The organism is Marivivens niveibacter, from assembly GCF_002150005.2.
In the GTDB taxonomy this organism is placed as follows: Bacteria; Pseudomonadota; Alphaproteobacteria; order Rhodobacterales; family Rhodobacteraceae; genus Marivivens; species Marivivens niveibacter.
Genome location: NZ_MSPP01000003.1, coordinates 127,204 through 154,000, shown reverse-complemented (window position 1 = coordinate 154,000; position 26,797 = coordinate 127,204). Strand labels below are relative to the sequence as shown.

General features: G+C 48.9%; 18 protein-coding genes and 1 tRNA gene. 10 read left to right on the top strand and 9 right to left on the bottom strand.

Annotation, left to right across the window (positions count from 1 at the left end):
- The first annotated feature begins 146 nt into the window (after positions 1-146).
- From BVC71_RS09440 to BVC71_RS09410, 7 genes are all read left to right on the top strand, one after another.
- Positions 147-1,670 carry a type I restriction-modification system subunit M gene (locus tag BVC71_RS09440; protein WP_086451424.1) on the top strand — a complete coding sequence of 508 codons (1,524 nt, stop codon included), beginning with the start codon at positions 147-149 and terminating at the stop codon, positions 1,668-1,670.
- Entirely contained in the window at positions 1,667-3,016 is a 1,350-nt protein-coding gene (locus tag BVC71_RS09435; RefSeq protein ID WP_086451423.1) for a restriction endonuclease subunit S, read from the top strand. Before BVC71_RS09440 ends, BVC71_RS09435 begins: the two co-directional genes overlap by 4 nt.
- Complete coding sequence (locus BVC71_RS09430) at positions 3,013-3,735, top strand: hypothetical protein (protein ID WP_086451422.1); 723 nt, start codon at positions 3,013-3,015, stop codon at positions 3,733-3,735. The genes BVC71_RS09435 and BVC71_RS09430 overlap by 4 nt, the downstream gene beginning before the upstream one ends.
- 81 nt (positions 3,736-3,816) lie before the next feature.
- Positions 3,817-4,956, top strand: coding sequence for a DUF4268 domain-containing protein (locus tag BVC71_RS09425; protein WP_086451421.1), 1,140 nt, complete (start codon positions 3,817-3,819; stop codon positions 4,954-4,956).
- A complete protein-coding gene (locus BVC71_RS09420) occupies positions 4,957-8,034 on the top strand; it encodes a type I restriction endonuclease subunit R (protein WP_086451420.1) in 3,078 nt (1,025 codons plus the stop codon).
- Between the two features lie 81 nt (positions 8,035-8,115).
- Complete coding sequence (locus BVC71_RS09415; protein ID WP_086451419.1) at positions 8,116-9,309, top strand: hypothetical protein; 1,194 nt, start codon at positions 8,116-8,118, stop codon at positions 9,307-9,309.
- Between the two features lie 292 nt (positions 9,310-9,601).
- On the top strand, positions 9,602-10,480 hold the full coding sequence (locus tag BVC71_RS09410) for an EF-hand domain-containing protein (protein WP_086451418.1): 879 nt from the start codon (positions 9,602-9,604) through the stop codon (positions 10,478-10,480).
- A 950-nt stretch (positions 10,481-11,430) separates the two neighbouring features.
- On the opposite strand, the gene BVC71_RS09405 is transcribed toward BVC71_RS09410, so the two are convergent.
- Positions 11,431-11,661 carry a hypothetical protein gene (locus BVC71_RS09405; protein ID WP_086451417.1) on the bottom strand — a complete coding sequence of 77 codons (231 nt, stop codon included), beginning with the start codon at positions 11,659-11,661 and terminating at the stop codon, positions 11,431-11,433.
- Positions 11,662-11,917: 256 nt separating this feature from the next.
- Between BVC71_RS09405 and BVC71_RS15650 the strand changes: the two genes are divergently transcribed.
- Positions 11,918-12,274, top strand: coding sequence for a thermonuclease family protein (locus BVC71_RS15650; RefSeq protein WP_086451816.1), 357 nt, complete (start codon positions 11,918-11,920; stop codon positions 12,272-12,274).
- A gap of 2 nt (positions 12,275-12,276) precedes the next feature.
- Here the strand turns inward: BVC71_RS15650 and BVC71_RS09395 are convergent, their stop codons facing one another.
- The 5 genes from BVC71_RS09395 to BVC71_RS09375 are packed head-to-tail and all read right to left on the bottom strand — an operon-like array spanning position 12,277 to position 23,103.
- Positions 12,277-14,661 (bottom strand): hypothetical protein, encoded by a 2,385-nt coding sequence (locus tag BVC71_RS09395; RefSeq protein WP_086451416.1) that lies wholly within the window; start codon positions 14,659-14,661, stop codon positions 12,277-12,279.
- Position 14,662: 1 nt separating this feature from the next.
- Positions 14,663-16,156 carry a DUF2357 domain-containing protein gene (locus tag BVC71_RS09390; protein WP_086451415.1) on the bottom strand — a complete coding sequence of 498 codons (1,494 nt, stop codon included), beginning with the start codon at positions 16,154-16,156 and terminating at the stop codon, positions 14,663-14,665.
- A complete protein-coding gene (locus BVC71_RS09385; protein ID WP_086451815.1) occupies positions 16,156-18,171 on the bottom strand; it encodes a chromosome segregation ATPase-like protein in 2,016 nt (671 codons plus the stop codon). The genes BVC71_RS09390 and BVC71_RS09385 overlap by 1 nt, the downstream gene beginning before the upstream one ends.
- An 11-nt stretch (positions 18,172-18,182) precedes the next feature.
- On the bottom strand, positions 18,183-19,964 hold the full coding sequence (locus BVC71_RS09380; RefSeq protein WP_133064514.1) for a hypothetical protein: 1,782 nt from the start codon (positions 19,962-19,964) through the stop codon (positions 18,183-18,185).
- Positions 19,936-23,103: an AAA domain-containing protein gene (locus tag BVC71_RS09375; RefSeq protein ID WP_086451413.1), complete on the bottom strand. Its 3,168-nt coding sequence runs from the start codon at positions 23,101-23,103 to the stop codon at positions 19,936-19,938. Before BVC71_RS09375 ends, BVC71_RS09380 begins: the two co-directional genes overlap by 29 nt.
- 220 nt (positions 23,104-23,323) lie before the next feature.
- Here BVC71_RS09375 and BVC71_RS09370 point away from each other — a divergent pair, with 220 nt between their 5' ends.
- Both BVC71_RS09370 and BVC71_RS09365 read left to right on the top strand, forming a co-directional pair.
- The gene (locus BVC71_RS09370) at positions 23,324-24,442 is read left to right on the top strand and encodes a hypothetical protein (protein WP_165767752.1); all 1,119 of its coding nucleotides are present in this window, start codon (positions 23,324-23,326) and stop codon (positions 24,440-24,442) included.
- 230 nt (positions 24,443-24,672) lie between these two features.
- The gene (locus BVC71_RS09365; protein WP_086451411.1) at positions 24,673-25,071 is read left to right on the top strand and encodes a helix-turn-helix domain-containing protein; all 399 of its coding nucleotides are present in this window, start codon (positions 24,673-24,675) and stop codon (positions 25,069-25,071) included.
- A 161-nt stretch (positions 25,072-25,232) separates the two neighbouring features.
- On the opposite strand, the gene BVC71_RS09360 is transcribed toward BVC71_RS09365, so the two are convergent.
- From BVC71_RS09360 to BVC71_RS09350, 3 genes are all read right to left on the bottom strand, one after another.
- On the bottom strand, positions 25,233-25,586 hold the full coding sequence (locus BVC71_RS09360; RefSeq protein WP_133064512.1) for a MarR family winged helix-turn-helix transcriptional regulator: 354 nt from the start codon (positions 25,584-25,586) through the stop codon (positions 25,233-25,235).
- 592 nt (positions 25,587-26,178) lie between these two features.
- Positions 26,179-26,388: a helix-turn-helix transcriptional regulator gene (locus BVC71_RS09355; RefSeq protein ID WP_086451409.1), complete on the bottom strand. Its 210-nt coding sequence runs from the start codon at positions 26,386-26,388 to the stop codon at positions 26,179-26,181.
- Positions 26,389-26,619: 231 nt separating this feature from the next.
- Positions 26,620-26,694: transfer RNA gene (locus BVC71_RS09350), tRNA-Phe, on the bottom strand.
- Positions 26,695-26,797: the final 103 nt, after the last annotated feature.

The window sequence follows — 26,797 nt, the reverse complement described above, 5'->3', positions numbered from 1 at the left end:
ATCAATTCCCAACGAAGGAATAGCTAGCCAGCTATTTCGGAATTGCGCAAATTTTCCATTCCTTTAGTCTCAGCGCAACCGCACCCGCAAAAGTTGATTTTCGCGGGTGCCAACCGTCACCGTCCGACTATCTAACGGGAACCGGAATGAGCATTGAGAAGACCCTTTTTACCGCCGCTGACAAAATGCGCGGCGCAATGGATGCAGGCGAATACAAACACATCGCACTTGGCCTCCTTTTTCTACGGTATGTATCAGTCGCCTTTGAACGCCTGCACGCCGAACTATCAAACGACGGCATTTCCGATCCTGAAGATCGTGATGAATATCTAGCCGAGAGTGTTTTCTGGGTTCCCGAAAAGGCGCGATGGTCTCACATCGCCAAAAATTCGAAAAACCCTGAGATTGGCGTGATGATCGATAGCGCCATGCGTGATATCGAAACCGAAAACCCCAGCCTCAAAGGGGCACTTCCCAAAGTTTTCGGTCGCGAAAGCCTCGACAAAACGATGCTTACGGGACTGATCGAGCTGTTTACCAACGATATCAAATTGGACGGCACCAAAGCCGACTTTGACCTAATCGGCCGCATCTACGAATACTGCATCGGTGAATTTGCGGGAAACGAAGGCAAACGTGGCGGCGAATTCTACACACCTCAGTCCGTCGTCTCGACACTCATTGAAATGATCGAACCAACAAAGGGGCGCGTTTATGACCCCTGCTGCGGCACTGGTGGTTTCTTTGTGCAGTCAGAAAAGTTCATCGAGGCACACCAAGGCCAATCCAACGACATCGCGATCTACGGACAAGAACGGAACCACACGACCTTTGGTTTGGCGCGGATGAACCTCGCTATTCGTGGTATCTTCGCTGATATTCGCTGGAATTCCGAAGGAACGCTTTTGCGGGATGAATTCCCCGATGAACGGTTCGACTACATCCTAGCAAACCCGCCATTCAACATCTCTGATTGGTCCGGAGACCTGTTGCGCGAAGACGTCCGTTGGAAACACGGGACGCCGCCAAGCGGTAACGCCAACTTTGCTTGGATACAACACGTATACAGTCGCCTTTCCTCGCGGGGGATTGCGGGCGTTGTCATGGCAAACGGATCTATGTCGTCGATGTCGGGCGGAGAAGGCGATATTCGTAGCGCACTGGTGCAAGCGGACGCAATTGACGCAATGGTCGCCCTACCCGGCCAACTGTTCTACGGCACCCAGATCCCAGCCTGCTTGTGGATCCTTGCCAAGGATAAATCGAATGGCATCGCGAAGGAAGCGAAGCTGCGCGATCGTCGCGGAGAGGTCCTCTTCATCGATGCCCGCAAGATGGGGGCGCTGGTGCCTGGATCGCGCAAGCAGAAAGAGCTATCACCCGACGAGATCGGCAAAATCGCGACGGCTTACCATGCGTGGCGCGGAGAGCCTGATGCAGGCACATATGAGGATGAGCCGGGCTTCTGTAAATCGGCAGACCTCGATGAAATCGCCAAGCATAACTTCGTCCTGACCCCTGGTCGCTATGTCGGCGCAGGCGCGGCAGAAGATGACGGCGAGCCTTTTGAGGAGAAGTTCGAGCGCCTGATGGGAGAACTGCGCGGCCAGTTCGCCGAAGGGCAGCGGCTGGAAGCCGAGATCGAGGCCCGGCTGGGAGCGTTGGAATGACTGCTGGTCGCTTAGAAATTGCGGATGCTTCCAGTTGGCCTGGCTCTTGGGAGCGAGCGACGTTTGAAGAACTTCTAAGGGCCGGTGACTTATTGGTAATTCAGGATGGAAATCACGGTTCAAAATACCCAAAGGCCGAAGAATTTGGTCCGATTGGCTTGCCGCTAATTACTGGTGCAGAAATGGCCTCAGGTCGCATTGATCTGACTGGAGCCAAGAGGCTCAACCACAAGACGGCAGAAAGTCTAACCAAGGGGCGCGCAAAGGCGGGGGATGTTTTACTCACCCATAAAGGTTCGATCGGAAAGACAGCCATCGTTCCGCCAGACCATTGTGGTGAGATTATACTAAATCCTCAAATAACTCTGTATCGCGTAGCTGAGAACGGTAGGATCGACCGCCAATTTCTAAAATATTTTTTCGACACACGGATATTTCAAGATTTCTTGACCCGAGTGACCGGGATTTCCACCATTCCCACTATTGGCCTAAAAGCACAAAAGTCTGTGGAATTCGTGTTTCCCGATAGAAATGAACAACGCGAGATCGCGGCAGTATTGGGGGCGTTGGATGACAAGATCGAGCTGAACCGCAAGACCGCGGCGACGCTGGAGGAGATGGCGCGGGCGCTTTATCGGTCGTGGTTTATCGACTTTGACCCCGTCCACGCCAAAGCCCAAGGCCGAGCCCCCGCCCACATGGACCCCGCCACCGCCGCCCTCTTCCCCGACAGCTTCGGCGAGGACGGTTTGCCGGAAGGGTGGGACATTGGATCGTTGGTAGATGCATTCGATATCGTAATGGGCCAGTCCCCGCCCGGAGACACATATAACGAGAACGGAAACGGTCTACCATTCTATCAAGGAAGGACAGATTTTGGCTTCAGGTTTCCAAAGATCAGAAAATACTGCTCGGCTCCATCTCGAATGGCCCCGCGTGATAGTATCCTATTGAGCGTTCGAGCACCTGTTGGTGATCTAAACCGAGCTTGGGAACAATGCTGCATCGGTCGAGGCGTAGCGTCTCTTGCGGAGAAGTCAGGCCGCAATGCCTACGGTTATGAAGCGATGTGGGCGCTATCGGATGCCTTAAAGGCCTATGATAACGAAGGAACTGTCTTCGGTTCCATCAACAAAAAACAGCTTTCCAGCCTTGAGCTCGTCCTTTCGCCAAATGAGTTACGTGACGCATTTGAAGATATCGTGCGGCCAATTGATGAACAGGTCCGTAACATTACGGCCGAAAACCAAACCCTCGCAACCCTCCGCGACACCCTCCTGCCCCGCCTCATGTCTGGCGAGCTTCGCGTTGGCGAGGCGAAAGAAGAGTTGGATGCTGTATCATGACGATTTTAGATCAGCTGGATAGAGACAGCTTTGCCACGGACTTTTTGACAGCATATTTGTCGGGCGGCTTTACGACGATGACCAAACGCGAGATCGATTTACTGGTGTTGCGCCTGTTGATCGAACATAGCGACGGCTGGTCTTTCGAAAATCCACCAACGGCCTTCGAAATCGCTCAAAAACTCCGCGCAAAACGGGGCAAAGTGCGATCGATGCTGGACGAACTGTCCTACCGCCAACTAACCGATGAAACCGAAGCATTGCGTCGCTTGAGGATCATCATCGAGAACCGCATCCGTGAAGAAAATGACGACCTTTTCGTGTCTGATAAGGTTCGCATTCAAATAGAAGACGGATACTTGCGCGAATTCGCCAAGGATTTGGTCCAAAAAGACTATGGCATCGTCGATTCATCCTTCAACAGTTCAATTATCGTTCTTTCAGGCGACAAATTTCTGGCACTGGCGTTCGAAGTCATGCCCGAAGGCGCGAGAGCGAAAATCGAGGACGAATTATTAAGGCATCGCGATGAACTGGCGGGGGTCGAAAGACAAAATCTATTCCGGATGTTTATTGAACAAGCCGTCAAAGGCGCTGGTTCAGAAATTGGGAAAAAAGCAGTTCAACTAGGCGTTACAGCGTTGAGTGGCGGGATGGCAAACATACCCAGCCTAGTCCGCGACATCCTAAGGCTGGGCCGTGATCACAGCGATAGTTAGAAAATAATGGGTGTTTTCGAAGGTATTTTTCTTTTTCAGCAGAGACTTAGGTAACTTTCGGGAAATTTAGGTTTTTAATTTATGTTTCAGGTAGATCTCACAAAAAATCGCATTCAAAAACTATATTCCGCGCGCTTTTCAGAGTTGAAATTACGCGAACGCGAACATCTTCAGGAATGGCTTGCGAACCAGCCTGATGCCCTGGGCGAAGAACTCTTGATCATTCAAAAAGAGTTTGATGGGTTTGCCGATACTCGTGAGCGATTGGACCTACTCGCCATCGACCAAGAGGGACAACTGGTCATCATTGAAAATAAGCTTGACGATTCCGGCCGTGATGTCGCCTGGCAAGCGTTGAAGTATGCCGCCTATGTGTCGAGCCTGACCAAGTCCCAAATCCTCGTTATTTATCAACAATACCTAGACCGTTACTGCGGCGGTGGAAATGCGAACGAACGCATGTGTGAGTTCTTGGACGTAGACAGCCTCGATGGCGTCGTGCTCAACGAAGGGCATGCCCAGAGACTAATGTTTATTGCGGCACATTTTCGCAAAGAAGTAACGTCAACGGTGCTTTGGCTGAGAGAGCATGACATTGACGCCCGCTGCCTAAGAGTAACACCTTACCAGCACGGCGATAGTCTATTCGTGGACATCCAACAGGTGATCCCGACACCTGAAGCCGCTGAATTTATGATACAAATGACGGCGAAAGAGACCGAAGAAAAGGCAACTAAGGGCCACAAACGGTGGAGCCACGAGATGCGATTGGCGTTTTGGGCCGATCTGTTGGAAGATTTTCGCAAACGTGGAAACACTCGATGGCTCAGCAACAGCCCCCGCAAGGACCGCAGCATCACATCGAGCATCGACGTTCCGGGTGTATCGCTGAAATTGTCATTTCTCAGGCATGAAATCCGCGTCGAGATACATTTCGACTTTGGCGACCGAGACCTCAACCAAGCCTTTATGGAAAAATTGAAGGATCAGACCGATATCAATCCTAACGATTTCGCCGAGCCGCTCGAATGGCAATATCCGGAAAAACGGAATGCAGGCGTTCTGTTGGTGAAGAAAGCAGTTCAAGGTTACAGCAAAGAAAATTGGCCCGACATGATCGCATGGCTTGCGGACAATCATTCAAAATTTGAGACCTTTTTCACCCCGAATATTCAGAAAATTTCCGCCGAAATGCGCAAAAAATCCTTGGAAACCGAATAAATGGCGTTTTTGACTGAAGCTGACCTCGAAAATTATCTTCTTGCGGAACTCGAACAGCAAAACATTCCGTCCGTTCATGGTTCACAAGCCGCTCCTGACATCCCAGACAGCCTAAGATCTTCTTATCATCAAACGATACTAGAACCCATATTTCGAGATGCGCTGACAAGACTGAACCCAGACTTACCCGAGCGCGCACTATCGGAGGCGGCAAATAAGGTCTTAGATGCTGTTTTCACGACTGACATAATCCAAGAAAACAGGCGCCTCCATCAACTGCTCGTCGACGGCATAAAAACGACGTATTTTGATCAAGGCGAAGAACGCAATGCAGTCGTCAAGCTTGTTGATTGGACAGACGCGGTCAATGATTGGAGAGCAATCAACCAATTCGACGTGGTTGGAAGCAACACCCGAATTCCCGATGTGGTTATCTTCCTCAACGGGTTGCCCTTTGTTGTTATCGAACTGAAGGGAACTGAGGGTAAGGATATCGAAGCGGCTTGGAACCAAATCGAAACATATAAACATGACATCCCAGACCTGTTCCGGACATCGCTACTGAACGTTATCAGTGACGGACATACCGCCCGCTATGGCTCGCTATCCGCGAATTTAGATCGTTTTATGAAATGGCGCACTTTAGACGGCGTATCGTTGGTTCCTAGCGGGTCAGATTTGGCCCTTTCGACACTTGCAAAGGGCCTTTTGAACCGCGAGACACTGCTCGACCTTTTACGTTGGTATGTTGTGTTTGAAGATGAAGGTAGAGGACCGATCAAAAAGGTCGCAGGCTACCATCAGTTCTTCGCCGTCAGGAAGGCCGTAGAGGCCATTCAGGGCGCACGAGGTGGGGATGGTAAGGCTGGGGTCATCTGGCACACTCAGGGGTCTGGAAAATCGCTCCTGATGACGTTTCTCGCTGGCAGGGTCATGCACCACCCCACGTTAGAGAACCCAACCCTCCTTGTGCTCACAGATCGCAACGATCTGGACAATCAACTCTTCGGAACGTTCGGGCGCTGCAAGGACATTCTGGGGGAAGAACCGGTTCAAGCTGAAAGCATCTCCGACGTGAAAACTTTGCTCGCCCGCGAAGTTGGCGGCGTCATATTTTCAACGATCCAAAAGTTCAGACCAGATGAAGGCGATATTTTTCCGGAGTTAACCGAGCGCTCCAATGTCATCGTGTTAGTAGATGAGGCACATCGCAGCCAATACGGTTTCGATGCAAAAATTTCTAAAACAGGCGACATAAAACACGGCCTAGCTTACCAACTTCGCAAAGCTTTGCCGAACGCTGTGTATGTTGCCTTTACTGGCACGCCTGTCGAATTGGTTGGAGCAAATACTCGCGGGGTATTTGGCGAATACATCGACGTTTACGACATATCCCAAGCAGTTCAAGATGGCGCGACTGTGCCGATCTACTACGAAGCCCGCGTTGCCAAAATCGAACTCGATGAAGCCGCTGTCTCACACATAGATGAAGATTTTGACGAAGCGACCGAAGACTTGGATGACAACGCCACTTCTTCCGTTGCAAAACGGTGGACCCAAGTTGAAGCATTAGTCGGCGCAGATAAGCGACTAGATGCTGTTGTCGAAGATATTTTGACCCATTTCGATGAGCGAATGAAAGCGATCGACGGTAAAGCCATGATCGTATGCATGAGCCGACGCATCTGCGTAGAGGTCTACAATCGCATTGTGGCAGCGCGCCCCGATTGGCATGGCGACACTGACGACACAGGCTCAATAAAGGTCATCATGACTGGAAGCGCCAGTGACGAACAATCGATGCAACCCCACATCCGCTCCAAGTCAAAGCAAGAAGCCATTCGAAATCGGTATAAGGACGTTAAAGATCCGCTGAAGATCGTGATCGTTCGGGATATGTGGCTAACAGGTTTCGATGCACCGTGCATGCACACCCTGTATGTAGACAAACCGATGAAGGGCCATGGCTTGATGCAGGCGATCGCACGGGTCAATCGAGTTTTCAAAGGGAAACCGGCAGGACTGGTAGTGGACTACATAGGGCTCGCAGCGGACCTGAGAGCCGCCCTAGCGCACTACTCGCAGTCAGACCAGGCAGAGACCGGAATTAGCGAAGCTGACGCTGTAGCGACCTTCCTAGACGCTCTGGACGTCATCAGGCAGGTCATGCACGGGTTCGAATATCAGGACGCCCTCAACGGCGACGCAAACTCGCGTTTCGGAGCGCTGCAATTTGCTATCGAACATGTGCTTGCAAAGAGGCAAGAGGACGAAACGTTTCTGAAAAGATTCCTGAATGCAGTTGCCGCACTCGTGAAGGCATATAAACTTGCTTCAGGTAGCCCACAGGCAACCGATCATGCGGTTGAAGTGGCATTCTTTACAGCGATCCGCTCGGGTTTAGAAAAATTAGGGGTGGGCGCGCCTAGTGCGGGATCTGCTCGCCCTGATTTCGCCATCCAACAGCTTGTGAATAACGCGGTTGCATCTACCGAGGTCGTCGACATCCTAGAGACTTGCGGATTTGACCGGCCAGATATCAGCGTCCTTTCCGAAGAATTCATGATTGAGCTCCAGAACATGGAGCACAAAAACCTTGCCGTTGAGGCACTGAAGAAGTTGTTAAACGGCGAGATTAAAGCGAAAACGCGCAGCAATGTTGTCAAAAACGAAGAGTTTTCCGGTAGATTAGAGCAAGCGATCGCCCGCTATCACAACCGCAGTGTGGATGCCCTACAAATCATCCAAGAATTGATCGAAATCGCCAGAGATTTGCGCGAACAGCCAGAAGATGGGCTAACGCCTGAAGAACGGTCATTTTATGACGCTTTGGCGCAAAACAAGAGCGCAATCGACATCATGTCTAATGACAAACTAAAGGTGATTGCTACAGAGCTCGTTAAAACCGTCAGGAACAATGCTGGTGCAGATTGGTGGCGCCGCGATAACGTGCGTGCAAAGATGCGGGTCGCGGTGAAAAAGATCCTCACGTTCTACGGCTACCCACCAGATTTGACACTGGACGCAGTAAAAACCGTTCTAAAGCAAGCCGAGGCGATTGCAGCCGACCTGAAGTGATTGAAAAACATAAGGTATTCGATCACTTGCCGAAGCTACCCTTCGGCGAACATAAATTTCATTTTTTACACCTAACGTTCAATGACCAAGATCACTTCACCACTGCATACCGCAAAGACGTCATCAAAAATCCCTCCGCTTGAATTCAAGCTTCAACCAGCCAATGGACACCAGCCGAGATACAAGAACCGCATTGTCCCCACACCTGATTTCAATTTGGGTAAATATACATTCAAAGCCGTCATTGACTGGGTAGAGGTAGAAATTCGTCTAACAACAAACAGCCAGGTCAGACACATTCAGCATAGCCTATTACAAACCCAAAGCCGGAAGTGCTTCGTGAAGGAAATCGATGGTAACGGACATGGCACATCGCAGGCGTTCCGGATCAAGTTCCAAGAACCAGAATCATTAGCGTTCGTGGCACAACGACTAGAAAAACTGGCTAAGCAACATCCTTATGGAACTGCGCCGCAGGTGGTCGATATCGAAGTAAGTGTTGATGCCTACTCTCACGCTAGGCGCGATATTGAGCACCAACGCATGGTAGGACTCCTCACCAAAACGCTCTACGCCAAAGGTGAACATTTCAAATCTAGTTTGAAAAAACCAAGATTTACATGGGGCAAATTACCAAAAGAAACAGAGTTCGTAACACCGGATACGAGCAATCCTTTGCCTCCATATGTCAATGTATACGACCATGATCTTTATAAGTCGGCCGCAGTAGACGCTACGTTTTACCTGGGAGCACGCAAACATGGATCACTGACCCGGATCATGCATAAGGTCATTGATACACAGACCAAGCATACATCCAAAGCTTTAGCCGAGGATGAGAAACGTGCACGTATTGAGGTCAGAACAGGAAAAGATTGGCTAAGAGAAAACGAGCTAACCGAGGTTGCTGATTTTAGATCCTACTCCTTCACCAAGATGCAGGGTGACTTCTTTCAATTTAAGTTACCACTTCTAGGAAAAACGACGCCTCAATCGAAAAGTAAATTTAACGACATTACCGGAATAGATACATTCAGAAACGGCGGCACAATCGCAGTTCAAGGAAGAGACCTGCTACTAAAGCCATTCAGAAGCAATGTCTTCAAAGTTCTCAAAGCTCACTTAAGACGGAGAGGAAATCCCTTCAGGACGCCCAGTATTAGAAAGGAAGGCGCGGTCGATTTTATTAGTTACTCGGAGTTGAGTAAGAACATTAGAACAGCTTTACAGAACCTAACTGATCGTGAAGGGAATGCTTGGAGGAAACTGTATTAACAATTCACTGAATTGGTAGTGGTTTCCCCTTATACAGTTATTAGGAGAAAAGATCGCCGAATATGGCCATATAGCTATGTAGCTATCGCTTCGTGATGACCGTAGCGGGGCAAATTCATGAAAAACTCTGACAAAAAGTGTGCAAAAGGCTGATCGTCGATTCAAGGGCTATGGCCGCGTTCTGACATTCGATGGTGACAATAGATACCTGAGAGGAAGGGATTTCCAGCATTGCCACGTGGACCATCGAGGACGAGGGTGCTCCTATCAATTGAGGCTGGGAGGAATATCGATGGGTCGAAAACACTTAATCTTTGCAGTTTTGGCATGGCTACCAACAACTGGGCTTGCCCAAGATGAACTTGTCGGTCTTTGGACGACGAACAACTGTGGCGATCCATCCAGTTTGGAGTTTCAAGGCTATACCCTGGCAGCATTTGGCGATGGTGAAACTGGCGTCATACTTGAAAGCTCTGAAATTTCGGAGACGGAAATCGACGATTGGTTTCTAGTTCGCGCGAGTTCGGACGATTCATCGGCGTTCATTGCAACCGTAGAGGGCGAACAATTTATCCAAGCATGGCCCAACCAAGACTTTGCTGCGGAAACACCCCAAGATCTTCACCTGGCACTTACGGATGGGTCTATTCATCCTTCTACCACTCCCGAAGCATTTGATATGGTAGAGTTGCGGAGGTGCTCGGACATTCTCGCACCCGCGAAAATTTTGCTGGGCGAACCCTTCGAAGTTCTTCAAGGCTTTGACAAAGCGGCTTGGACATGTCGCGAGAACACTGGAGCGTGTGCCCGCACAATGTTCGACGTTGCCGATATAACAGGAGATGGTGAGCTCACTGTCGCAGAGCTAGCGCGAATTTTCCGTTCGAGTATCGCGCTAGGCACGGCTATGGATTCAAATTCATCAAGCCAGCAGGTTGCTAGCTTCAGTGCTGCTGGGTTTCTCATCGCGCCAATTGCGGGGAGTGCTGTTCTACATTCCTTTGACTACGATGGATCAGACAGCGTCAGCTTTGACGAATTACTTGGCGAACGCCTTCCCGAAGAACTGACCGGCGGCAAGTTTGAATTTGGGTCGATCGCAGAAGCCATTGCAGACATAAACCAGATGGCACGCGGCGCGGCTATGTTGGCGGGTAGCGCAATGCGCTAAAGCCCCCGCTCCCAGCTCCAACGATAATGCAGAATACCGATCAGTTGGTTACTGGTGAAGCTATGCAAACTTCCTAGGTGTAGGGTTGAGGTGGATTAGCTCCATCAAACGTTGCAACGCGTGGCGATGCCATCTTCCACCTTCTTCGATCTAAGCGGCACAAAACGCCGCCCAAACGTTAGATAATACCCAAAGCCATCGACAGACGAATGCGGGCCATTGTAGCCATTCTTGTTTCGATTTCCGCCATCCGAACCCTGAAAATCATCTTTGGAAATCGAAATGATACGATTTTAATCGAAACAGGCTCCATAAAGTGCCTTTTAAGAGGTATTCCCTTTCGATTTCACCGATAAAATTACGATTGCGTTTGACGACCTTTCTCACTCAAGAAAAACCAGAAAACTCAAATCGATGTCAACTTTTGTCAACATGACCACGCAAAGCCCAACAAAATAAGGGGAATTGATGTTTACAAAGCTCTGAAAATGTAAACATTTGAGGCTCATAAGTTTACATTTTCAACGAGAAATGTTGACGTTTTCAGTGATTATGTTGACAAATTAGGCCAAAATGTTGACAAAAATCGGCTTCTGTCAACATTTGTCAACTTCGTGAGTAATCATATTACGCAAACTGGCTGCGATAATATTGACAGGTGGAGCAGAAGCTCCAGACAATCAAACGACTTAAACTCGACGAGCAGCAGCGGCCGCTCCCGCTCCACTCTGATAAAGGTGGAGGGTTGAACCAAAATTTGGTTCGAACGATGGATGCATCCCCATGAACACACCTTCATTTTCCTAGGACTTCGCCCGTTGAACGGTTGTCCAAATTTCAATCTCTTTTAACTAGTCGCTCCCTTTCAGTTAAGGATTGCGACGACATGGAGCACGGACAATTGCTAAACGCCCCTTATTTTTGCCCTGAAGAGCCTCGTGACACACAGATCATTGTTTCGCTCTCAAGGTCGCTATCTCGCGTTCAAGTGCAGCAATTTTTTCATTTTGTGCCTGCTCATGAGACTTCGACTTCACTCGCCACGCGATAATAAACGTCGCAAGAAATGCAATTGCTGCGATGACTAGACCGATAACCGTTTCAACTTCAGACGGTGAGCCCACCAGCGACATAAACCCAATGAATACAACAACCGAAACTACACATGAGATAATCAACATATTTGAACCAAATATTTATAGAATACCTCTAGATGAGCCGTGTTGAAATAATCTGTCAAGCAGCGTGATTAGCGTTGGAACTGAGTTGCTTAACTAAGTAGATGCGGCGGACAACTTTCTGTAAAATTTGGTGAGTATTTCTATCTTAAAATAGGCATTTCAAAGCAAAAGAACCAAGCTGGTGCACGACGACCTAGCCGGAAAAGAGATTGCACCGATCTCGACAATAGTTAACAAAAGGTTAACGGAGGTCGAGATGTTACTAGTTTGTGCCTTAATTGCAGTTGTTGACGGTGACACAGTCAAATGTGACGGTCAAAGTGTTCGCCTTTTGGGCGATGGCGCTCCAAACATATCTGGTTTCGACACCCCAGAAACATATCGCCCTGACTGCCAGCAAGAATTGGAATTAGGTCGAGCTGCTACGGCGCGAATGTCAGAACTTGTAAGCCAAGCGGTTGGCATAGAGGATACGGGCGTTAGAGATCGCTTCGGTCGGATTCTAGGTAGCCTAATTCTCAGCGATGGCAGGACAGCCGGTAGCGTACTATTAGAAGAAGGGCATGCGGCAGTCTGGCAGCCCGGGTATTCTGCTAATTGGTGTGATAGTTAAACTCATGATGAATCTTTGAGATTAAAGAGATCCAACAGCAAATCCGGGTTAGAACTAACTCCATTCAGCTCATCCAACAGGCCCTCCAAAACTCTCGTGTAGCGCTCGGCCTTTGCTTTTTCTTCCCAACTGTTGCGTGAAAGGCGTTGAAGATCAGCAATAGTTTTGAGGATTGCGGCTTGAACCTTTTCTGCCAAGGGGTCCGAACCTAACATGAACGCGTAGGGTGACTTCAAGCGCCAACGAATTAGCCCCCCAAGCAAGAATGGAGCGTAATTAAACTTCGTATAGTTTGAGCCTAGCTGTTCCGAGAATTCTTCTAACGCCTTGGATGTCAGGAAGCTTACTTCAGTTTGTGAGAGGTGCATCGGTGCAGTATCAGAACGTGACAAAATAAACGCTAATGCTGCGGTCTGATGTCGCCAATTCCACGGTGCGGTTGAATTGTGAAGCATAACATTTATGGCTTCTTGCTCTCGTGTCGTATCTGAACAAGTGCGCCCAACGCCCTGATAAAACAACACCCAAGATCCTGGATATCGGACGGTTATATGCCGTCCCTTCGAATTACGTTCGTGTAGAATTTGCAGTAGTGCAGACGTCAATTTCGGATCCACACGCTTGAACTGCCAAGTTAAGAACTGCAACGTCTCATTCTCACCGGGCCTTCGAGCCTCAAGCCGATCCATTACATCAACCAACGCACGATCAGTTAAATCGTCCAGACTTCTCAAAACGTCGTCGTCTACCTCTTTAGGAATCTCTCCTTCACTCGAGATCGGGTAAGCTCTCTTGTAAGATCTCGCAAATGCTTTAGCGAGTGTCTTCCAATCGGGGCTTTTCTTAAGGGCTTCCCTTGTTACAATCTCTGCAATCCCTTCATTTCCGTCAATTCCGTTCCAAAGATCCATAGATGAAGGCAAAACCAAGCGTTTTGGAATCGACGCGCTTCCCTCAGAAAGCTCTTCTAAAAGCTCGTCCCAAGTCTGGCTCAACTCTTCAGCGGAGTCCCAGTCAATGAAAAACTGACGAGAAAGAGACGGAGACTCCACAATAAGTTTAGCTCGCCCCGCTGCGGGTGCTTGTTCGACGCTCAAGCCAACTGGCACAATTTCGTCGGCCCCTGCTCCAATATCGATTTTCGCCTTCCTTGGGCGGTCAATCATTTGCTTTTTCAAGTAAATTGAGATACTTGACTGACCCGGTTGCATCGCAAATTTTGCGGGACTTTTAGATCGATAAATCCTGCCAGCCGGTAAAGTTTCGTCCGCATTGACTAGATCGAAGTTCTTTGCGCTAAAGTCTTTGAGCACGATCGTCGAAATAGTTGGTAGAAAATCAAAATAGACTGGGTATCCGTTTGACAAGCGGCGCGCAGCTTCTAACGCTCCTCTAGCTACCACCTCTGGCTTCGTTAAGATCAATGGTAAACTAAGACGCCTTTGAATATCCTCGAAGAGAAACTTTCTTGTAGATCCCTCGGACAACGTCTCAAACAAAACAATGTCACAGCCATCGAGCTTACCAAATACATCACCCTCGATAGGCTTTTGCTCAGTGGAACAATCGAAAGCTGGGATATGAACAAAGGCCCCGCGAGAATTGCGAGTCAAAACTTCATCGCTTCGGCCGTGCAATGCTAGCTTTAATTGCGCTTCAAATTGCGCACATTGCTCGCTACTCAAGTCGATTTTACGTTCAAATTTAGCTTGGGCGCGCTTCAATAATCCTTCGTAGCCCTGAGAAGTTGCCACTAATTCTGCATTTTGGCGACGTTCAGGAGCAAACTCCGGCCCAGTTTCCAAGTTCGTTGAGCGCAAAATCAAAGTTTGGAGGCTCAAACCTGATGCATTGTGACTTATGACCCCGACCTTCATTTTGTCCTTAGGGGCAAAAGCTTCACCAGCATCCAACAATTGCCCTAGAACGACCAAGACAGAGCGCCACACAAGTAATGGCCGACCCAAGCGAGCTTTTGCGATTGCGGAAATTAGCCTTTCCTGCAGCTGCTCAATAGCGGCATCATGTTCATCAATTGATACTACTGAGAAACGAGCACCACTTGCCAATCCGCTCATGCAAGCTGCAAGTTGATCCCGGTCTGCACCTTGATCCGCGAGAACCTCACGGACGAGCATTCTATTTTCTACCTTACCAATATCTCCCCAACCACCACCACGACCATGTGGAGCAAAGGATGCTTGGGCACCACCGACCCAGATTGGTTTCCGATCGCCTAGTAGACGAACAATACTCGGAGCGACAATAGGCTGAGAGAGATTCTCTCCACCAATGAGCGTGTCGCCCCCCGCCGTAAAAGTCCAATTCTTGGCCACACGATCGACCAACCCATTCAGGTCATAACCGCAAAGTTTTAGTTTACGCATCTTAGCCCCAAATATCTCGCGTCAAAAATGCTCGAATAGCCCGACGACCATTTGCTAAAGGAGCCCCAGAACCGTCCAAAGAAATTGCATGAACTAGAAGACCGGATTGCTCAATATCCTCTGTCTGAGCCTCGCCATGAGCCGGTGTCAAAATGAGTCCGTGCTTTATGCGCTCAGTCTGACTTGGCAATCTCTGCAGATCATAGAGCCTGCGAAAAGCACCTTCGCTTGCACCTAATAAGTCTAATTTTCGTAGCGCATGTGGAGTCCAAACGGCGACCCTATGAGGATACGCCGACGGGTCAGAGGGATCAGAAACCCGAAGTGCAACATGTGCCCTCGAGAGATACATCAAGGTGCCTGGGCGATCTGGACGCGCCATAACTTCGACAACGCGGTTTATTGATTTTAGCCAGAAAACCGCAATTGGTCGGTCTTGCTTATACCAAACGCCCTTTACCGCCTCGTCATTAAACAAGATTGGTGATTGAGCAATTAACTCGGTGTCTGGCATCTCAAAAATCGACAGAACCAACAACAGAACTGAAAAATCTGTCCAGGTTTCTGCTTGCCACTTCCAGAGCTCATCTTTGGCATCTTCGCGCCTAAGCAGTTTTTCCCAAGCTTCTCGGACGCGTCGATACCCCTTATCCTCCATCAATACATAATTGGGGGTAACGTCAGACGTTGCGATACCAATTCCCAGTTCGCGTAGATCTCGCGACAAAGAAATACACAGCTTTATGAAGTTTTCGACTTGTCGGTATCGTTCACTGCCTCGAGCACGAGTGTGCTCTCTGATCCATTCTTTTCCTACATTCGCGGCCAAATCCGAATAGGCATGTAGCACGCGGTTTTCGAGAGTATCAAAGTTCTCTTTTCGCACAACAGCCATGATGCGTTGGCTACTTCCTGCACGTTCAGCGATCGTATTGCCTGGCTGTCTTGATAACCACACCATTGATGATCGGTCCATCTCTTGAACTCGATCCAATGATGTAAGTTCAGTTTGCCTCCGTAGCACGCGCCTAATTCGTTGTTTGAGTTCCTTAAGCGGCTTTTCCAGGTCCCTTGCTTGACGAACAATTTCCGCCATTCGCGGCTCGTCTTCCTGCTCAGCCTTATCCCAAGAGGCCTGCAAATTGCTCCACAGTTTACTTGGCTCATCGAGAGCCTCCTGCAACTCCTGAACGCGAGCAACGACTTCATTCATTCGCTGGAACGCTTCGAGCGCTTCTGGCGTTGCGTCCTTTTCTTTTCCGGCTCGTGGACGAGTAAAAAAGCCACTCCTCAAAGGAGAATGCTCGATTGGCCGTTTAGGGTAAGGATGCTGTAATAGATAGCTTTGCTGAGTTCCGGAGCCGTTGGACATCAAAACGGAATGCGCTCCGGCTTCGGATAATGATGTGCATTCCGATATGAGACAGTCATCAGGTCTAAACGCTTGCTCTTGACTGATTTCTTGACCGTTCCAAGGACGGGAATATCGCATCATCAGCGAATAACCCCTTTCCAAACAAATTGACCGGTCAGTTCTGCGTCTTCGACCGATTTCCGCACAGCCTCCGCAAGGCTATCGTCACCAAACTTTGAGGCCATACGTTCCAAGGCTTCAAACTCAGCGGCTTTTTCTTCAACATCAACACCCCGAAGCTTTGGCAAAAGTCGCATTTCAATTTGATCCGCAAGAGCAGTTCCAACACGGTCACTAACGCCTTCAGCTTCAGGGTAGACCGTAGCATAGGCCTCAATTGCTCGACCAAGCCGGTGACCAAAAGGCTTCCCGAAATCTCGCATTAGCTCCAACATCGAGTTTACGGCATCATCGACCGCGCTCTTTTCATCGGCACGAAGACTTCGGTTACACCAGCGTTCCCACGCTTTGAGGCTTAATGCATTCGCTTCTATAGCCCCAGTTTTTCGTTGACCTTTGGAAATGGTTTTCGGAGCCCCGAAACGCATTACGTTTGCTCGGTCGACGACTTTATCAGACAGTGATTGAGTGCTCTCATCCTCGTTCATCGTGCCCGCAAACAGCAGGTTATAGCCCGGGAAAATCCGCGTAACAGCGTTAGGAATTTCCAGTTCAATCTCCGCGTCTTTTCTTAAGTTCGCTTCTCCAACAGCATCTCGAGCTGGACGGCTCTCAAGTCGGCTGAGGAAATCAGAGAAATAATACTCGACGCGTGCCAAATTCATCTCGTCCAAGAGCACCATCATCATTCTATCTTGAACAGCGTTTTCCGGATTGTTGATGGTATCCAGCGCGTAGAGTGCTCGAGCCATATCGGTTGGTCTGAAGCGGCCTTCGATATAGTTATAAAAACCCATTAGGTCTTGCGGGCTATCCCATCTAGGCTGAACTGGAACCTGTAAGAATCCAATCCCCATTCCCGCCGCATATTGACGAGGAAGTTGGCTCTTGCCTGTTCCCGAGATACCCGCCAGGACTGTCATTTGAGTAGTATCATTAACTTTCATCGAAGTATGAAACGCTCGAAGTGTCCGTTCTGGATATTGTAAGGCAAAGGCATCAAAGCGCTTTTTCACGTTCTTGATCGCATCTGCTTCATCAATTCGTTCAGGCTCACTCCACTCGACAAGACGCTCGATCACCTGAGGGCGCTGCTTCAATTCACGCATCGGATCTTCATCCGGGTCAGCCCCGCCCGAAGATTTTGCATTCAATTTGCGAACCGCATCTTCTAAAACTGCTTTTCGCGCTTCTAGAGTTAACACTTGTTCCTCAAGCCGAGCAGCGTGCTCTTCAACATCGGTCGACTTTTGCTTGGCGGCCGCCAGTGTGGCGTTGACGGCATCAAGCTCCGCATCAACCCCAGCTCGGAAGTTTCGAAGAGAATTTATCCGCTCTTGCTGTTCAGAAATTTCAGCCTTCTTGGCCTCAAGTTTTCCGGTCAAAGTGCCCTCTAGCTGGGTCAAATCATCGATTTTCTCAACAATTCTACGCAGCTCGGCTTCTGCATCTTTCAAATCTTGTTCTTCGTCCCGCAGAGCAGCAAGTGAAATCTCAAGCTCAGTCTTTCGGCTCTCCAGCTCTTCAATCCGACCCACTAATGCGTCGGCCCGTTCCAAGCGATCGCGAACATGTTCAAGTTCCGCTTTCTGTCCGACCAGTTCAGTTTCAATCTCGAGCCGTTCAACTCGCGCCTGTTCTGTTTCGTGTCGAAGGGCGAGTATTTCCTCGCGCCTTTCTGACATCTGTTCCCACTCTGTCTTTGCTTCATCAAGTTGACGAACCGTTGCATCCAACTCAGCTTGGATATCTGCAACATTCGCTAGAGCAGCCCGACGTTTTTCCAACTCACCTTCTAAATCAGTTAACGTTTCGCGCTTCTCGCGAATGCGAGCTAATACCTCGCTTTCGGTTGCAAGGGGCGCCTGCAAGTTAATCACTTTATCATGAACTATTGCTCTAGAAAGGCTCAGAATAATCAGGACCACTACAGATACACAGAGCGCAATAAAGATATACAAATTAGCATCAAACATTGTCTGCCCAATCATTCTGTGACTTCGACTTCAATCGGTGAAATTTCAGTTGGAATAGTCTCTTCCCCCGGTGAGGAGCCCCCTGTTAGCTCAGACTGTTGTCGAATAATTTCATTCGATAGCTGAACGAAAGCTGCACGAGCCCGAACAGTCCTTTCTTGAAAATCCTGCTCTTCCGTTTGCAATGCAGAAATTTCAGCTCTCAAATTTCCTGCTTCAAGCTTCAACTGATCAACTATTGGGCTCAACACCGAACGATCAGCCTCCAAGCGCGCGATTTCAGCAGCTAGGGCCTCCCGTTGGCGCTCTGCCTCAAGGACTGCGGCTTGAGCTTCAGAAAGCCTGTTAAGCGCTACTTCCAAATCGGAAACAGAAGCTTCATTTTCGTTAATTTCAGCTGCAAGGCGGCTTCTTTCATCCGAGAGCAGTGAAATATTCTGCCGTAAACTCTGCACCTGAACTTGAAGAGGCTCTAACTCTCCTTCGAGTTCCGACTTTGACGCAACCAAGTTACTGATTTCCGTTTCTAATTCACTAGTTCGGGTAACAGTTTGCGCCAATAACTGTCTCGCTTGCTCCGCATCTGCCTCATCTAAACTCAGTTGCTCTATTTCTGCGCGCCGCGTCGCGACTTGGGCCGCTAGGTTGCCAACTAGGGCGTCCAGTTCTGCTTTTCGCGCCTCCAACATTTCCACTTCGGCTTGCGCATCCAAATTTCGAGCGCGAATGGCTTCTCTGGTTGAAATTATCGCCTCTAATTCCCCGAGTTGCTGTTCCATTGCCTGTCTCCGCCCTTCGAGATCCGACACGGTCTGCTCCAACTCATCGCGACGGTCGCTCAAGGTCTGTAAGGAAGCCTGCAAACCACGATGGTCTTCATCGATACTTGCAAGTGAGGCTCTAGCGTCAGACTCTCGCTGCTCCAAAGAAGCTACCGATGCTCTCAGAGTATCTCGTTGCGCAGACAAGTCATCAACCTCAGCACGAAGCTCCTCCATAGCTTTCTCACGAACGGATATCTGAGACTGAACCTCCTCTAAATCTGGACGGATCGTGTCGAGCCTCCCTTCGACAATCGAAAGTTCGCTCTGAGCATTGGACAATTGTTGTTCAACATCGGACAGTTCTGATTGCCGACGCTCCAAGCTTTCAACTACCCTTCGAAGTCCATCCACGTCGCCTGAAATTGATAATTTATCGTTCCGTAGTTCTTCAATTTCACGATCCAATGCATCACGTCGCTCCGACAATGTCGCGACGGAGTTCTGGATCTGGTCTCTGGAAGCTGTGAAACTCTCAACTTCTTCAATCAGCCCATCTCGAGTGTTTATGAGGTCGGCCTCTTCAGTCTCAAGATCTCTTACGGAACTTCGTAAAGCCCCCAAAGTAGCATCGATTTGTGCCGCCTCCCTTAGGGTCGACTGCGCCGCTGTCAGACGTGCTTCTACATCGTCCAAATCTGCTCTTCTCGCCTCGAGAAGAACGCTAGCGTCATCTTTAGCCCGTGAAGCTGCATCGCGGGCTACCTCTGCTTGCTGTAGTTCCGCTCGAAGCAAGCTGATCTGCGACTGTATCTCTGACCTATTTGCAATCAAAGATGCGCGCTCATCCAAAAGGCGCGAATTTTCATTTGAATAGTAATCAATATCGGACGCAATTTGCCCATACCGCGCATTTAAAGCGTTCATCTGAACGCCCAAAAAACCGACTGTGCCCAAAGCGGCAACGGCAAGAACGGAAGCTATCACGGTATTGAAATTAGTTTTACGATAGGTCGTTTTCGATGATGTCAAAGCAAGCCTCCAAGTCTTTGGCTAATTCGTCGACCCAGAACCGACGCACACGCCAGCCGAGTGAAATAAGTTGGTGATCACGCCAGTAATCAGAAATTTTACGAGTTCCGTCCGCATTTTGGTGCCATTTGCGGCCATCTACTTCGAGATCGAGTTTGATACCGCTCGCCCCGAAAAGAGCAAAATCCAAGCGCCTGCCGGCAATGTCGTATTGCGGCTTCGGGTCGAGACCACGCTTTTTCAAACCGTAATATACGATCTCTTCCCAATGGCTATCAAACCGCCCTTCTCCAACGCGTGAACGTGGTTCAGTTGCCGCGGCAGCCAGTGACGCCAAAGTTCTTACTTTTCTGGACCTTGCAAAAGACAAATCGCCAAAAACATGCGCTACCGCTCGAGCTCGGGAAATTGCAACGTTTAAACGTCTTGGGTCACTTTGCATGAAAGTCAAAGCACTTGGCGCGCTCGCTGCCCCCAGCGTAGGCGAGAAAATTATCAGATCTCTCTCCTGCCCTTGGAAGCCATCGACGGTAGCGACTTTAAACTCCGCCCCTATCAACTTTTGTTCGGGTATTTTCTGCCTCACGGCATCGCCGATTGCTGCGACTTGATCACGGAAGGGTGAAGTTACACCGACTGTCCCACTGTAGTCTTCGTGCACTAAAAGGTGTTCAAGGTGGCTTACAATCGCCGTTATTTCAGCACTGTTTACGTTGCCGGAACCTAATGAAAGCGGTGCAGGAATATTTGTCCAATGGATGCCGGGCTTTTGGCTTTTTGGTGGTTTGATGAACGAAGGATCATACGCAGTCTTCAACTCCCCACCGTAGAAGTTCTTACTAATATAATCTACGATTGGTCCGGCAGAACGGTATTGCTGCTTTAATAATGTTTTTTCAGCTCCAGGCACCCGACGTGCGAAATCAAACAATGATTGGCGGCTTTGGGCGAACCGAGCCATTTGCGATACTGGGAGCCCCTGCGCCTGCATTAAGTTTCGATCCTGCGCTTGGCCGATCGGAGCTATAGAATTCAATTGATTGTTGTCACCAACCACTACCGCACGCTTTGCGCGGGCCATCAAAGGAAAAGCAGATGCAATATCACACTGGCTTGCCTCATCAAAAATCACTAAATCGAATAGTCCGGCAATAAGTGGGATGCGATTTGGAGTGCCTAACACTGATGCAAGCCATAAGGGTCTATGTTCCACAACTTGATAAGCAATGTCTGATGATATTTTGTTGCGAACAGGCGAAAATTCCAGATCCGCCAACCGTTGATCTAATGCATCGATATCTTCGTGAGTTAAGTTCGTTCGATTAGCCAAAATAAGTGGCAAAATCTTTTTAGTAAGTTCGGCAATACGATTTGTCAGATCCACCAAGTCGAAGCTCTCACCTAGCGCATCCCTTTCAGTTCGCAAATCCGTAAGCAATCTATTCAAATCGGTCGATTGTTTTTGAACTGAAAGCGTCTCAGGGTTGCTACTTGTGCTTAAAATCAGCTCAATCAGCCTATCCAAAAACCGTCGAACCATCGATCGCTCTTGCTTGTCATCGCGATCAAGCTCTGGATCATCAACCTCTGACCGCAAAACTACACTTCTGGCAACCAATTGATCGTGAACATCAGCGATCTGGCACTCCAACTTAGCGCGGCGAACTTCCTTATTGAAAGCAACCGACCGACGCTCAGCCATCCTAAAGCAGTCAGCGACTAATGATTGATCGATTATAGACCCGGCACCAGAAGTTTCCGTGACCAGTTCCTTGAGCAGTGACGCAAAGCTAACGTCTTTATTTTTTGCCGGATCTAACGTGCGAACGATAAACGGAGTTTCTTTTGCAATTGAACCAAGTCTATCTTCTACAGCGTCTAAAGCCTGATGGTTCTTAGAAGCGACCAAGACAGACCCACCATTAGATAACACAGATGCCGCCATAGATACGATTGCTTGGGACTTCCCTGTTCCAGGAGGTCCTGTGACAACGCTTAACGGCGCCGAACATGCATTGGAGACGGCTTCAATTTGTTCAGCGTTCAACGGGCCGACGTTAAGAGAATGAACGTCTTTCCGTGGCGGAGTGCCCTCTAACCCCAAAACTACGCCCAACGCTGTCCGAGCCAGTATGGTCTTATCCCAGGTCCCAATTTCATCCAGGTCACGCACAGCGCCGGATGTAAAACTCGAATCATCGTGTAAAAATAATCCCGCCGCGTTGTGAATGCCCAACTCGTTGACATTGACACTATCGGTCAAGTCGCTTGCCGAAATGTCAGATAAAATGCTGGTAGCGGCGGCTTCTTTCAGCCTAGAAACAAAATCGTCACGTCCGAGACCGACACCATTCTCATCGTCGAAAACGGCAGCTAAATCGTCTCGTCGCCATCCGGTTTTATTTGCAGCGTCTTTAACCCATTTCGGGTTAACCAATACATCATCTGCATCAACCTGGATTAAGAGTTCATCGTTCTGGCGGCGCCAATTCGCAGCGATTAACCCTACTGGCCAGATGCTAGGGACGCCTTCTTTTCTACCCACATACATAGGCCAGCCGATCGCAAGCGCGTTTTCATTTGCCTCGCGCTTCAACAACGATGTGCGAAACTCCGGAGACAAGTCATCAAGAACTATCCGTAAAGTTAGCGGATTTTGATCTGATGGGACTAATCGATTTCGGCCTGACAATAAGTGCCACTTCGTGCCGTAGCGATCAACATTCTCTTGAAGAGCACCTCTAGGATCAGAACGGAGTGCCGATCTATAATAACGAACAAGAGCATGGGCATCTAGCTCACCTACGTCCTGAGCAGTTTCGACAGAAGAGGACTCAGTTTTCACCCCAGACGTCACAAAACACTTCGCAGCACGAAGAATTTCGTTTTCCAACGTTTGATTTGTAACTGCCGATGGGGAAGGTTTCTCGAAAGTTGACCCACCAGACATTTGCCGATGCACTGGCTTCCACTTACCGTTTGAAGTTTTTTGCACCTCACCGGCTTGTAGTAGTGTCTCTAACTCGGCTAGCAGAGCATGCCGCTCTAATGAGCTAAAACTAGTGCCTACTAGCGCGTGCAATTCTTCAATGGTGCGGCCGCGCGGAAACGCACGAACTGTATTCAATAGCAACGACATGAAGCGTTATTTTTTCATTTCTGAAGTCAAAAGTTGCCGATAAAAACAGGACGATACATACTCACCAGGGTTGCAACACTGCACCGACTCCAATTGTCTTTCAAGACGAGCCCTTCAACCCTCGAGGTATGGATTTCCGGACCCAAAAGCAGCGCAAACATCAAAAAAACATATTACTTGAGCGCATATTCCACCTACGCTGTGCTCTAAAGATTCAAATTTGCAACTGCGCGATTGCGCACAATTAACCCCAGAGGCGCACAGACGGTTGGGTATTTCATGGATTAAAATTGGGGCTCTCGCGATACGTATTTCATCTTTGGTGTTATTGACGGTTTCGCTGACGACATTCCTTTCACAACCATACACAGCATTATTCGTTGACGCTGGAATGGATCAGATTAGGCGTGAAATAACATATATCTCGAACAAAGACTTATCCGCCGCTACAATCAATGACATGCTCATTGAAGAGCTAGTTCAAGAGCCTCGAAACTGGGTTATCATCGACAGCTTAGAGTTAATCGCCTCGAACGCCGCACTTACACTTGAGCCAGAGACAACAGCAGCCTTAGAGGCCGCTAAAGAACAAGACCAGTCTTTACTGGCTCTAGGGAGAGAGTGCGCCAGCTGTATGTGGTCAGCAGATAACTGCGAACTGAGTATTGCAATGGCCTGCGGGCTTGCTGTCAACCTTACCCCAATTGCTGACATCACCGGTCTCACTCGTGCGGGAATTGCGCATTCTCAAGGCAACGAAATAGACCAGGTAGACGTTTTACTATCCATAATTGGCTTATCAGTTACAGCAATAAGTCTGGTTGCAGCTCGTTCCCCTGCGACCATTAAATCGGGAGCAACGATTAAAGCTGGCGCAGGTTTCTTAAAGTTCGCACATACAACCGGACAATTGCCTCCAGCCATTTCTCGCATTTTAGTTAACGCAGCACGAGAAGGAATTCACTGGCACCGTCTAAAGAATGTAAGGTCCATAGATGATCTCGAACAGGTAAAGAACATGCGCGCGCTTGAACCAGCCGTTGAAGCTATATCTGACATCGGGACGCTCCTAAGCGATACGAACCCAACACAAGCACTTTATTTAATTTCCCAATCCGACAATGTGACTGAATTGCAAAGAACAACTAAGGTCAGCCAAATTCTCGGCACCGAGACTGCTGGATATTTTCGTATTTTTGGAAAAAGTCGCATTCTGCGCACCACATTCAAATTTACGGATGGTGTTCTGGGAGTATTGCTAGGACTTGCAGGGCTAATGTCGTCGATAATTCTGGGATACCTACAGCGAAAAACAACTCGTTGGGCTATAAGGCAATGATCCGAAAAGCGTCCTTATTTAACGTTTCAGCAACAAGCCACACATACAAAAGTCGTCTGCTTTTCCGACTTCAAGGTCGAAAATCTAGCGTGGGTTGCGTTTAGCTCTTAGCAACTTAGATCGCCAAGAGCCGCTAAAAATTCAGCAAACTTGACGAGACCCAAAAAGCTCCCACCCGACGCACTCTGACATACACGTTAAATTTGAACCATCGATAACAAGAGGTTCAAATGAACAAACCATATGAAAACGACCCCGCAACAATCTTCATTGCGCAACAGATAAAAGCTCTTTCACACCGTAAGTCTCAAGCAGACATAGCTACACAAGCAGGGTTTTCGAACGCGAATATGATGACAATGCTAAAGCAGGGTAAAAACAAGATACCGCTTGATCGCGTGCCTTCATTGGCATCAGCTCTGGAATGCGACCCTGCATATTTGATGCGGTTAGCAATGCAGCAATCCGTAGGCGCTACAGCCGCAAGAGCTATTATTGATATCTTGAGGGAACCGATCAGCAATAATGAACGATCAATTCTAGCGGAAGTTAGGGATGTTACTTGCGACACAGATCCACGACTTACAGCAAAATCGCGCAACGCCTTAAGACAGGTATTCGCCAAATGAAGGACGGACCAATATTTGCCTCCCCCCCCAACAGTAGACTGTAAACCTGTGGAAGTATTTTGACATAAAGGCAAATAATACGAACCGTCAGCGCGAATAACTGATTGCACTGACGGTCTTATTATCACCCAGAACGGTTTCCATCACGACGCCATCGAAGGTCACCCGAAGGTGACCAAAAGTTCTTCCAATAGGGCTTCGCCCTTACGACTTAGAAAGAACAGCTTTGCACGACGGTCCTCAGGGTTTTCAACCCATTCGATCAAGTCGAGACCCGGTTTACCTAGGCGATGCACCTTCGAGAGTGCCGCAAGATTGCGGGACGAGGTAGCTGAAGGCATATCCAGAGTATTTCTCATCTCAACTTGTGTTGCCCCTTCGTTCAGAGCCACCCAACAGAAAACTAATGCGGTCGATATCGGTATGTCGCGATCTACTTCACGAAAGGCGTTCAGCAGCCGGAAGATCGTTCTGAAATTTTTCCTTTTGTCGTCGTCGTCATTGAAGGCGTTCATTACCATGTCTCCGTGAGTATGCAGTGTGGATGCCCTTCGGATAGCAACTACGATAGGTAGTTGAGGCCTAGAACGTCCAACGTGGTGGGCGATATGGCCAAGCCAGAGAGTGCCTCAAGTGTTGCGCTCAACAATGTGAACCGGCGTGAACTGTGACGTAAGGTGACTGGAGCGGTATTGTTTGTGCTTCTATTTTTTGAACCGTAGCCGCACAATGCTCGAAAGAAACGCATTGGTCGCAATGAAACTACAACATCTTCAGGTCCGATTTGAATTCGGGCCAGCGTTGGAGCTTTGTAAGCCGCGGCAATTCAGCCTCACCTTGGTGCGGGTGACTAGTTCGCGCTGACCGTTGGCATCATCTCTGAAACCAAAAAATGGGGGCACCGAATACCAACAGAAATTTTAGATGTTAGTAGAGGAGAACCCCGACCTCGAAAGTCGTTAAGCCTTTAGCAAGCCCTCCAATCGTATCGATAAACCACGTAGAGGCCCTCATAGAGCCTGTGGACGCGACGGGAGGGGAGGCTCGGTAAGCCTCCCGCACAATCGCCATTATTTCCGCGCTGACACAAAATCGGCCTCGAAATACTCAAGCAGCTAATGCTGGCTGCGCAGTCGATAGATTTTCGTCAAACTCGTCCAGATCGGCGATTTTCCAGCGGGTGCTACCACCAATTTTATAGCCCGGTGGAAACTTTTTCTCACGCACAAGACGTCGAATACTATCTTCCGATACAGAGTAACGCTTAGCTACAACATCAATCGGAACAAATCTGGTTGGAAATATAGTGTTGGTCATGATTCGGCATACCTCGCTCAAAATTAAATTGAGCCTTCCTATATTCACATATTTTCGGATCTGTCCTATGGGAGTTTTTCTGCAACTGCGAAATAATTAGGGAAATAGAGTCGCTAGCTTGTGTCTTCGAATTGAGCTGAAATGTAACCCTGGCGTAACCCCAACTCGCGATAAAGAGAACAAGCTTTATGAAGCAACTGGGGCAAGTCATTGTTTTCAAAAAGGAAAAAATGGTGCCCAGGGGCGGAATCGAACCACCGACACGAGGATTTTCAATCCACTGCTCTACCCCTGAGCTACCCGGGCACGGGATGCAAAAGCGTTTGCTTTTGCTTGGGTAGCGGCCTTCTAATTTGCTTGTGCGAGGGTGTCCAGAGGCATTTTCAAACAAAATGCATCTGGAGTGATT